This window comes from Bradyrhizobium sp. MOS002, from assembly GCF_003020115.1.
Taxonomy (GTDB): domain Bacteria; phylum Pseudomonadota; class Alphaproteobacteria; order Rhizobiales; family Xanthobacteraceae; genus Bradyrhizobium.
In genome coordinates, this window is record NZ_PYFX01000001.1 from 375,320 (window position 1) to 385,000 (window position 9,681).

The 9,681-nt window shown below is 62.4% G+C and carries 9 protein-coding genes and 2 pseudogenes; 7 read left to right on the forward strand and 4 right to left on the reverse strand.

What is annotated here, in order from left to right; genetic code table 11:
* The first annotated feature begins 252 nt into the window (after positions 1-252).
* The 4 genes and pseudogenes from C7G41_RS01915 to C7G41_RS01930 all read left to right on the forward strand — a co-directional run.
* Positions 253-1,035, forward strand: coding sequence for a carboxymuconolactone decarboxylase family protein (locus tag C7G41_RS01915; RefSeq protein WP_106940985.1), 783 nt, complete (start codon positions 253-255; stop codon positions 1,033-1,035).
* 116 nt (positions 1,036-1,151) lie between these two features.
* Positions 1,152-1,547, forward strand: a complete 396-nt coding sequence (locus C7G41_RS01920) for a cupin domain-containing protein (protein WP_199198152.1) — start codon at positions 1,152-1,154, stop codon at positions 1,545-1,547.
* Between the two features lie 60 nt (positions 1,548-1,607).
* Positions 1,608-1,997, forward strand: a complete 390-nt coding sequence (locus tag C7G41_RS01925) for a putative quinol monooxygenase (RefSeq protein ID WP_106940986.1) — start codon at positions 1,608-1,610, stop codon at positions 1,995-1,997.
* 20 nt (positions 1,998-2,017) lie between these two features.
* Positions 2,018-2,387 (forward strand): annotated as a pseudogene (locus tag C7G41_RS01930) (SAF domain-containing protein); the annotation flags it as partial.
* 178 nt (positions 2,388-2,565) lie between these two features.
* On the opposite strand, the gene C7G41_RS01935 reads toward C7G41_RS01930, so the two are convergent.
* Positions 2,566-3,495 (reverse strand): transglycosylase SLT domain-containing protein, encoded by a 930-nt coding sequence (locus C7G41_RS01935; RefSeq protein ID WP_245446433.1) that lies wholly within the window; start codon positions 3,493-3,495, stop codon positions 2,566-2,568.
* 409 nt (positions 3,496-3,904) lie between these two features.
* Positions 3,905-4,867 (reverse strand): AraC family transcriptional regulator, encoded by a 963-nt coding sequence (locus C7G41_RS01940; RefSeq protein ID WP_106940988.1) that lies wholly within the window; start codon positions 4,865-4,867, stop codon positions 3,905-3,907.
* Positions 4,868-5,081: 214 nt separating this feature from the next.
* Between C7G41_RS01940 and C7G41_RS01945 the strand changes: the two genes are divergently transcribed.
* Together C7G41_RS01945 and C7G41_RS01950 are read left to right on the forward strand one after the other, a co-directional pair.
* Positions 5,082-5,852 (forward strand): alpha/beta hydrolase, encoded by a 771-nt coding sequence (locus tag C7G41_RS01945; protein ID WP_106940989.1) that lies wholly within the window; start codon positions 5,082-5,084, stop codon positions 5,850-5,852.
* A gap of 80 nt (positions 5,853-5,932) precedes the next feature.
* Positions 5,933-6,088: pseudogene (locus C7G41_RS01950) on the forward strand (alpha/beta hydrolase); the annotation flags it as partial.
* A 129-nt stretch (positions 6,089-6,217) separates the two neighbouring features.
* Here the strand turns inward: C7G41_RS01950 and C7G41_RS01955 are convergent.
* Entirely contained in the window at positions 6,218-7,303 is a 1,086-nt protein-coding gene (locus C7G41_RS01955) for an SDR family oxidoreductase (RefSeq protein ID WP_106940990.1), read from the reverse strand.
* 303 nt (positions 7,304-7,606) lie between these two features.
* On the opposite strand from C7G41_RS01955, the gene C7G41_RS01960 reads away from it, so the two are divergent.
* The gene (locus C7G41_RS01960) at positions 7,607-8,695 is read left to right on the forward strand and encodes a TRAP transporter substrate-binding protein (protein WP_106940991.1); all 1,089 of its coding nucleotides are present in this window, start codon (positions 7,607-7,609) and stop codon (positions 8,693-8,695) included.
* A 244-nt stretch (positions 8,696-8,939) separates the two neighbouring features.
* Here C7G41_RS01960 and C7G41_RS01965 read toward each other — a convergent pair whose 3' ends face one another.
* Positions 8,940-9,536 carry a hypothetical protein gene (locus tag C7G41_RS01965; RefSeq protein ID WP_106940992.1) on the reverse strand — a complete coding sequence of 199 codons (597 nt, stop codon included), beginning with the start codon at positions 9,534-9,536 and terminating at the stop codon, positions 8,940-8,942.
* Positions 9,537-9,681: the final 145 nt, after the last annotated feature.

Below are 9,681 nucleotides of genomic sequence, written 5' to 3' on the forward strand. Positions count from 1 at the left end.
GCTTTTATCATCTAATCTGAATGGGCCCAAGCGCCTACTTTGGATGCTGACCGGCGGCTCCGACGGCCGAACGTCGAGCAGGAATGGAATGGCGGGCGGAGGAGGGATTGACGGAAGGCAAGCCCGCGCTTGGCCTGGTCGCCAAGTGAGCCGGGCTGAACGCCGTGTTTCCCACCAGCGCCGTCACCGTACTCCTGCGTCGCGTTAGTCGCGTCGTGGCTGATGATGAAACCCCAACCGTGGAGGACATCAATGAAGCTTCTCGCAGCAACCGTACTTTCGCTTTCGCTCGTTGCCGGTGCGGCCAACGGTCAACAGACAACCATCGAAGGAAAAAAAGCCATGCCCACGACCGCAGACATTCGCGCCGTCGCGCCCGCCCTCGAAAAATATGCAAAGGACGTCGTGCGCGGCGATCTCTGGACGCGGCCGGGGCTGACCGCGCGCGACCGGAGCATCGTCACGGTCGCCGCGCTCATCGCTCGCGATCAGACGGTCGAATTGCCGTACTATCTCAACGTCGCGCTCGACAACGGCGTGAAGCCGGCCGAACTGTCGGAGATCATCACGCATTTGGCATTCTACACCGGATGGGCCAATGCGATGGATGCCGTTGCCGCGGCCAAAGATGTGTTCAAGAGCCGCAACATCGGCACCGACCAGCTTCCGCCCGCCTCCGGTCCCCAGCTTCCCCTCGACGAGGCGGCAGAGGCGCAGCGAGCGACCCGAGTCGGCGAGCAATTCGGCAAGATCACGCCCAGCCTCGTCCAGTACACGACGGACGTGCTATTCCGCGATCTCTGGCTCAGGCCGGGGCTCGCCCCGCGCGACCGCAGTCTCACCACGGTCAGCGCCCTCATCGCGACCGGCCAGGTCGCGCAGATCACCTACCATCTGAACCGAGCGATGGATAACGGGTTGACCAAGGAAGAAGCCGGCGAGGTCGTCGGACATCTTGCATTCTATGCCGGTTGGCCCAACGCGTTCTCGGCGGCGCCGGTGATCAAGGAAGTCATCGAGAAAAGGTCCCGGTAGAGATGTCGCCGTACTCCCGTCGGCAAGCCATTGGCATCGTCGCCGGTTTCGCCGCATCGGCGGCGCTGGATGCACACGCCAACGAGGCGAACATGCAAAGGAACGCAGTCATGGACATCGACATCAAACGAAACGGTTCGCGACCCTCGACGAAGGGGAATTCCGACTGGTTCACCGGTTCTGTCCGAGTGGATCCTCTCTTCCAGGCTCCAGACCCGGGGCGGGTAAGCGGCGGCCAGGTCACCTTCGAACCCGGATCCCGGACGGCCTGGCACACGCATCCGCTCGGCCAGACGCTGGTCGTCACCGCCGGTCTCGGATGGGTGCAGCGCGAGGGCGGACCGATCGAGGAAATCCGCCCCGGCGACGTGGTGTGGTTTCCGCCGGGCCTCAAGCATTGGCACGGCGCTTCGCCAACGACGGCCATGACGCACGTCGCTATTCAGGAATCCCTCGGCGGAAAAAACGTCGACTGGCTGGAGAAGGTCGCCGATGACCACTACCGGAAGTGAGGTCTGGGCGCGCGCCCGGTTCGCGAGCCTTAGGATCATGCCACGCAACGGGAGCAGGCCATGAATGTGTTGCAGCTTTACGTTTACGGTGCATCGTTGCTGGCGACGTCGCTAGGCGCCGCCGTCGCCCAAGAGGCGGGCGGACAGTACGTCCAGGTGGCGGAGATCGAGGTCGATCCTGCTCAATTGGAGACCTACAGGGCCGCAGTCCAAGAGCAAATTGACACGGCAATCCAAAAGGAGCCGGGCGTTCTGGTGCTCTACGCAGTGTCCGAGAAGGACGAGCCGTACCGGGTCAAGGTCTTCGAAATCTACCGCGACAGGAAGGCGTACGAAGCACACCTCGGATCGGATCATTTCCGGAAATACAAGGCGACGGTGGAGAAGATGGTGAAGTCGCTCAAGCTGGTGCAGGCGACGCCGATCGCACTTGGAGCAAAAACGAAGTGAGGTTTTGGTCTGCCTCAAGGCATCTGATCGGCCTCCAGTTGAACATCTCGGTGCTGTCGGCCGCGCTGCGGGGCGAACCGACCGGGCAGCCTCATGGTTTCCGCGGCGACGTCGCCGCCGTGGCAAAAACGCAATCTGCGCGCCGGCGAGATGCTGGACGGCGAAGGCGGCTATACCGTTTGGGGCAAGCTGGTGCCGGCCGCCGCGAGCCTCAGGGCCGGTGCCTTGCCGATCGGCCTGGCGCATCGGCTGAAGCTGAAGCACGACGTCGCCCACGGCGAGATCGTGCGTTGGAGCGACGTCGAGTTCGACGCGGGCAACGAGACGATCAAGACGCGGAAGGCAATGGAAGCGGCGTTCGTCAGCGCAGATCAGGCCGCGCACTCATAGATCGAGATTCATTGGTGCGGCCTGAGCGATCTCCGCTGCCCGACGCTTTGCGGAATCAAGCTGAACATCGATTCAGGTCAGCTATGGGGCATGAGCGGACTTGGTCTACCCGACACGGTCTGTTTCGCCACGGCGGCTAAAGGCAATGCAATCGTGGCAAGGCCTGCCGACAACGGAATTATTGGCTTGCCGCCGCAGCAGCGGTCGCCACATATTTCGTGTAGAAATCGGCGACCCGGCCACGCCACATGCCGACGAACGCCTCTGACGTCACGTTGTCCACCGATTTCCAGGAGCGCTTGAACGCGGGAAGTACATTGCCCCAGATCGCGCGTTTGCACCACCTCTCGCCCTTCTCCTTGCCTTCGCTGGTGGCGCACATGGATTTCCAGGCGCTGCGAGCGGGCCGGCTGATGTGCTCAGCGGCGCCTTCCCAGCCCTGCTGATGGATCAGGTAAAGATCGCTCATGTCCGGCGTCCGGTGCGTGATCCACCCGAACTGGACGCCTTCGGTAATGATTTTGTAGGCGGCCGCAACGGCGTTGTCCCGCGGATTGCGAATCTGCCCGAAGCCGAACTTCCCGAACTCATAGAGGCTCAGTTGAAACAGGCCGATATACGACCCGGTGCGCTGATTGGGATTAAAACCGGATTCGATCTTCGCAACGGCCATCATGAAATTGAAATCGAGACCAAACGCGTCGGAAGCGCGCTTGATCTCCTCGGCCGGCGTTCCGACCGGAATGTCCTTGAACGCACGCAAGACGATCTCCGCCGGTTTCTCGGCGGGCGGCAGTTCGGACCAGACGTAGTAGACCAGATAGCGGAAATCCTGCGTCGATGCCGCTTTCGGAGCATCGTCAGACGCATCGCGCTCTGCCAGCACCGGCCGGACGATATCCTGTCCCAAAGACGCCAATTTCGGTGCGACGGGTTCATCGACGATCTCGGCTCCGGTGCTCAATGGTCCGGAACCTGCTGACGTCGCCGCGCCAAGCTCTGCTCTTTCTGCCCGAAGCGCTGCCGCAAGTCTGGCGGATGCCTCTGCGTACAACGCGGGCGCCGCCATGTGCGCCGGAGCCGTCATGTTCGCTGCAGCTTCCGGCATGACATCCGGCTCCGTCGCGGCCGGTCTGTTTCCGCCGGCCAGATAAAGTCCCACGGATGCGATAACGCACACGACGCAGCTCGTCTGCAAAACCCTCATTGCCTGAAGTCCACGGATGGCTTCTGTACGAAGGGTGTTCGCATGTTTCCTGCGCCCTGTGGTGAGCCTTCTTCGTAAAATCTTAAGGTTTAAATGTGGTGAACGAGAGCAGACTTTCCGCCTCGCCACTCCCCTGGCGGGACACGCTCGCGGGGTCGGCTAAGGGGCAATCGCGTCGTTCCGACCCATGCAAGCGGCTTCCGGTCTGCCCCAAGGAACGGACATAACACGGCACCGCCTCAACCGACGTGATGGGCCAGGAGCCGGCTATCGTGTGCGCCGCGTCAGAACGCGGCGCGCTTGGTCGTGATCAATCGGTTACTTGTGCTGCCGAACCGTCCGGTTGTGGATGGCTTCCATCAAGGCGCCGAGCGGCCCGATAGCGGCCGGGCGACAATCCGTGATGCCGGTTGAACAGTTTTGAAAACGCCGCCGCCGTCTCGTAACCAACCCGGCTCGCGATCCGTGCGATCGGCTCATCACTGGTTTCGAGCAGGAACGCCGCTTCCGCCATCCGGCGTTCGATCACATAACGTTGCATGGGCTGGCCGACGAGCCTGGTGAAGCGCGCCGAAAATGCCGAACGGCCTAGCCCGACGCGACGGCCAAGCTCGCTCAGCGTCCAAAGCTGCTCCGGACTTTCGTGAATCAGCTTGAGCGCCGGTCCGATATGCGGGTCAGATATGGCCCCGATCCAGCCGCCTTGTCCGGGACTGAGAGACGAGATCCAGCTTCGCAGCACCTCGACGAAGAGCACTTCCGTCAGTCGTGAAAGCGCGACGCCCTGGCCAGGACGATCGAGCGCGGACTCGCTCATCATGCGGCGCAGGATGGCTTCAAGCCAACCACGGTCCGACGTCGGCTTCAGCAAGAGCACGGGTGGAAGCAACTCCAGCACGCTGCCAAACATCGGCCGCGACACCGTGAAATTGCCGCAGAGCATGGTTGAGAGCGGCTTTGCACCGATGCCGTGACGAACGAATCCGAGGCGTGGCGACGACCGTTCGATATCCACGATGCGCAAAGGCTCGGCCTGGCGATCCGAATAAAACACATGCGGCTCGCCACGCGTGATGACGACAAAATCGCCGCCGGTGATCTGGATTTCCTCTCCCTGTTCGAGCGCGAGGGTCGCTGAACCCTGGCTGAGATAGTGAAACAGGGCGTAGGGGCGCGCCGGCAACTCAAGATGCCATGGATGGCCGAGCTCGAAATGAAAGAGCAGCGTCCCGCCGAGACGAACCCGATCGAGAACCTGGGTGAGTATATCCATCCACCGAGACTAGAACCGTGGACGATCGGACACAAGATCCGGACGATTGGTCCCTATCGTCCGAGAGGTCCGCGGAATAGGTCATGCCGCGGCGGGCCGACGTGACGTGCGGCAACCATTTCGCAAAGGGCAGATGGAAGAACCGCGACCTTGCTGGAAACGCCTGTCCATTTCCCCGGACTGTTTTCGTCCGACACACCAACAGGAACAATCAATGCGAAATATCCTCCTCTCAGCCGCCACCGTCCTCCTGGCCGGCACGACATTGGTCGGCTCCGTCCACTCCGCCGAACCGCCCAAGGGAGCAGCCCACAATATCGTGCTCGTGCACGGCGCTTTCGTGGACCAGACGAGCTGGCAGCCGGTTGCCGATATTCTCACGAAGAAAGGCTACAACGTCACGCTCGTCGAAAATCCGCTCACTTCGCTCGCCGCGGACGTTGATGCCACCAAACAGGCGCTCGCGAAGCAGGACGGCAGGACCGTTCTGGTCGGCCACTCATGGGGTGGGATCGTCATCACGCAAGCAGGGGACGATCCCAAGGTTTCGGCGTTGGTATATGTCTCCGCGTTCGCGCCCAACGTCGGAGAGTCTCTGGCATCGCTGTCCAAAGCCGGCCCGCCGACCGAAGGCGGCAACGCCATTCATCCCGACGACAAGGGCAACCTCTACATCGACCCGAAGGTATTTCCTTCGGCGGTCGCGGCTGATCTTCCCGCGGAGATAGCCGCGCACCTGGCAGCCTCGCAACTTCCGTTAAATCACGTTGCGTTCGAGGCTCCGGTCACCATTGCGGCTTGGCGCGACAAGCCGACATTCGATGTGATCAGCACCAAGGACAAGTTGCTCGCGCCCGAGGCCCAGAAGTTGTTCGCAGCGAGGATGAAGGCGCAGATAACGGAAGTCGCCGGCAGTCATGCCTCGCTCGTCGTCCATGCGACGCAAGTCGCTGAGGTCATCGAGAAGGCAGCACTCGTGAAGTGACGGTACTGCTCCTGGCGCTTTCGCGCCGGGAGCGCACCGGCCTCGCTCAGAGGAATGCAGAACGCATTTCCCCCACTCGAATATTTCATGCTAAGCATCCGGAGGATAACATGACTCAACTTGCCATTGCGAACGAAGACGTCGCCATGCTCGAGACGGCGCCGACGTATTACGTCGAGGGCCACGGAATCCGCTTCGCCTATCGCCGTCTCGGCCCTGCTACCGGAACGCCGCTGAGCGAATGTGCGAGCTGAAGGGTCCTGATGACGTCTTCGGCCGATGGATATGGCAGCTGATACCAATCGCGGAACGCGGGGCACGTGATACGACAGCCCCCGGCGGAGGCGCGAGGACTCAGCTGAGCGTCACGGCAGCAGTCGCTCTTGCTTCGCCTGCCTGAACCACTTCCGGAACATGTCCTCGGTGTCCATCATCTCGGTGAAGCCGGCGCGGTTGATCTTCACGGTCGAGACGATCGAGGGCGGACCGGATTCGGTGTGGCCGTAGCGCAGGCTGTAATCGGCGTATTGGAACGAGAGGCCGACGAATTCGGCCAACGCCGGCGATACGAGGTCGTGCTTGCGGCGCAGCGCATCCCAGGGGCCGACCCAGGATGGAAACGCCTTGGCGAGCGACAGCGGGACCGGCTTGCCCGGCTTCATCCCCAGCGCATCGGCGACCGCAGGCCAGATGTTCTCCCAGGTAAAGACGTCGCCATTGGTCACGTTGAAAGCCTCGTTACGCGCGGCCTCGGCCTCGCCCGACCAGGCGATGGCGCGGGCGAGGAGATCGACATCGACCGCCTGCCCCACCCGCGCGGCGCCACCGGGGTAATCGAGCGGCCTGCCCTGCTCGTGCAGCATCGCGGCATAGACGCCGAGCGGCGGAATCAAATCCATGGCGCCGCCCATGGCGAGACCGACGATCAGCACCGGCCGCAGGATGCTCCAATGCCAGCCCTTGCCGGCTTGGAGGTCGCGCAGGAAGTTCTCCTGCGCCCAGTAGAAGTTGGGCTGCTCGTACATTTCGGAGCGGCCTTCGCGGGCCGGCACGGTCAAGGGGCGCACGTGGACACCGTAGGCCTTGGTGCCCTGCAGCAGGGCGACGTGCCTGAGGCCGGGTGAGACCGGCTCGAGCGCACCCATCAAATTGCGCAGCATCAGGTCGTTGGTCTTGATCTGCTGCGGGTCGCGCCAGCCGTCGACGAGCTGCGGCGCCTCGTAGAGCGCGGCGTAAATCAGATGCGTTGCGCCGCTCAGTTCCGAGGCGGCGCGCCGGCAATCCGCTGCGCTGGTCAGGTCGATCGGGACATGATGGGCGCCATAGAGCTCGCGCGGCTTCCGCCGGGAGAGGGCAATGACATCGCAGCCGCCCGATATGCCGAAGTGTCGCAACGCGGCATTGCCGACGAGACCGCTCGCTCCGGCAACCACGACCGTCTTGCCTGTCATTCGCAAGTCTCCGGGTTTTTTAAGCGACTGAATAGCAGATCGCGTGCAGGCCCGACTTGCGTCAGGTTGGCGTTCGCAAATGCGAGGCGCCCATGAGGCTTGAGAGGTGAGGCTTGATTCTGGCGAAGCGCCCGGTCATCCTCGCGCGCGGATCCGCAACGATCGGAATTCCATCAACGAGTGCCCTCAAGGGCCGTTCAAAAACGCCACACCGTCTCAACAGAAAACGTCGAGCGTCGACGAAGACAAGACGACACCAAGATCGTTCCCAGGTCGAAGCATCGACTTAACGGAGGGAAGCGCATGGAACGTCGTAAATTCCTCACGGCAGGCGGATTGGGCCTGGCCGCAAGTGCGGTCGCTTCGCCGGCGATCGCGCAGTCGATGCCCGAGATCAAATGGCGATATGCCGCGAGCTGGCCGAAGGCCCTGGATACGCTCTACGGCGGCTGCGAGTATTTCGCCAAGCGCGTCGCCGAGATCACCGACAATCGTTTTCAGATCCAGCCATTCGCCGCGGGCGAGATCGTGCCGGGCCTGCAGGTGCTCGACGCCGTCGCGAACGGCACGGTCGAGATGGGCAACACCGCGCTGTACTATTACTGGGGCAAGAACCCCGCCTTCACCTTCGGCACCTCGCTGCCGTTCGGCTTGAACACGCGCCAGCACATTTCGTGGCTGCAGTGGGGCGGCGGCCAGGACCTGATCAACAATCTCCTGAAGGAGTACAACACCATCGGCATTCCGACCGGGTCGACCGGCGCACAGATGGGCGGCTGGTTCCGCAAGGAGATCAAGTCGATCGACGATCTCAAGGGACTGAAATTCCGGGTGGGCGGCTTTGCCGGCACGATCATCGCCAAGGTCGGCGGCGTGCCGCAGCAGATTGCCGCGGGCGATATCTATCCCGCGCTGGAGAAGGGCACGCTCGATGCCGCAGAATGGGTCGGGCCCTATGACGACGAGAAGCTCGGCTTCGTGAAGGTCGCGAAATACTATTACTATCCCGGTTGGTGGGAAGGCACCGGCCAGGGTCACAACATCATCAATCTCGACAAGTGGAATACGCTGCCGAAGCACTATCAGGCCGCGGTCGATGCCGCGTCGCGCGATACCTTCACCTGGGTGACCGGCAAATACGACTACGTAAATCCGCCGGCGCTGAAGCGCCTGTTGGTGGCCGGCGCGATCCTGAAGCCGTTCCCGCAAGAAGTGCTCGAAAGCTGCTATGGCGCGGCCAACGAAATCTACGCCGATCTCGCCAAGACCAATCCGCATTTCGGCAAGATGTATGCGAGCCTGACGGCTTTCCGCAGCGAATCGCTGGCCTGGATGCAGGTCGCCGAGCTGAGCTTCGACAGTTTCATGATGCGGATGCGGACACGGACGTGAGACGCTGAGCGACGCGTGAGGTCGAAAACGACAAAAGCCCCGGAGATGTCTCCGGGGCTTTTCGTTGCGGCAATGATGGTGGAGTTAAGCGAAAGCTGGCGTCACCAAAGGTGTCATCGCCCGGCTTGACCGGGCGATCCAGTATCCAGAGGCCTGCGTTATGGAGCTCGCTCTCATCGTAACCGCCGCGGCGTACTGGATGACCCGGTCAAGCCGGGGCATGACAGCAGTGAGAGTTGCCTCCTCAATTCTGGTCGTCACCCAGTGCGGCGACCAGCTTGTCGTAGTACTTGCCGACGAGATCGATGTTGGCCTTGTTCTCGATCTGCGGCGCGGGCGTCTTCAGCGCTTCGTTGAGCTCGTCGAGCGCTTCCTTCTTGTCCTTGGCCGGCATCTTCTTGTCGGCCTGGACCTGCGCGATCTGCGCCTTGATCACGGCTTCAGTGCCGACATATTTCTTGGTCGCGGGATCGAAGCCGCCGAGCACGAGGCTGATGTTGTCGACGACGTTGTTGTAATCATCGTAGCTGGCAAAGCCGTTCTTCTTGGCGACGCCGTCGAGCTGACCGATCACCTTCTGGTCGGGCGCCGTGTTCTCCGGGAGTTTTTCCGTGATCGCATCCATGTCCTTCTGCGCGGCGAGCACGCCGTCGAGCTGCTTGTCGGTCAGCGCGATCTGCTTCAGCGCAGGTGCCTGGGCCTGTGCGGGTGCGGCCTGCTGTGCCGGCGCCGCCTGCTGCTTGGCCTGCGCGAGCGCGGTGCCGGATGATGCAAGCGATGCCGCGGACAGAAGGCACGCGAGGCCGAGCGCGGTGAGGGCGGGACGAAGCAAGGCTGGCATGGAGGTCTCCTCGGATCTTTGATTGGCAGGGGTCAGAGCCGGGATCGGATTATCGATCCCCGCGTGAATGCCTCATGAACTTCCGCCTGACCGCTTTCAACTCATCGAGAGCACGGACAATGGATGCAGCGGGCGGCGAGCGCCG

What these genes read in the sequence shown, in the direction of transcription:
- C7G41_RS01965 (WP_106940992.1), bottom strand. Translation starts at nt 9,536, where the DNA reads ATGCCAGCCTTGCTTCGTCCCGCCCTCACCGCGCTCGGCCTCGCGTGC.
- C7G41_RS01935 (WP_245446433.1), bottom strand. Translation starts at nt 3,495, where the DNA reads ATGCCGGAAGCTGCAGCGAACATGACGGCTCCGGCGCACATGGCGGCG.
- C7G41_RS01925 (WP_106940986.1), top strand. Translation starts at nt 1,608, where the DNA reads ATGAATGTGTTGCAGCTTTACGTTTACGGTGCATCGTTGCTGGCGACG.
- C7G41_RS01955 (WP_106940990.1), bottom strand. Translation starts at nt 7,303, where the DNA reads ATGACAGGCAAGACGGTCGTGGTTGCCGGAGCGAGCGGTCTCGTCGGC.
- C7G41_RS01915 (WP_106940985.1), top strand. Translation starts at nt 253, where the DNA reads ATGAAGCTTCTCGCAGCAACCGTACTTTCGCTTTCGCTCGTTGCCGGT.
- C7G41_RS01940 (WP_106940988.1), bottom strand. Translation starts at nt 4,867, where the DNA reads ATGGATATACTCACCCAGGTTCTCGATCGGGTTCGTCTCGGCGGGACG.
- C7G41_RS01945 (WP_106940989.1), top strand. Translation starts at nt 5,082, where the DNA reads ATGCGAAATATCCTCCTCTCAGCCGCCACCGTCCTCCTGGCCGGCACG.
- C7G41_RS01960 (WP_106940991.1), top strand. Translation starts at nt 7,607, where the DNA reads ATGGAACGTCGTAAATTCCTCACGGCAGGCGGATTGGGCCTGGCCGCA.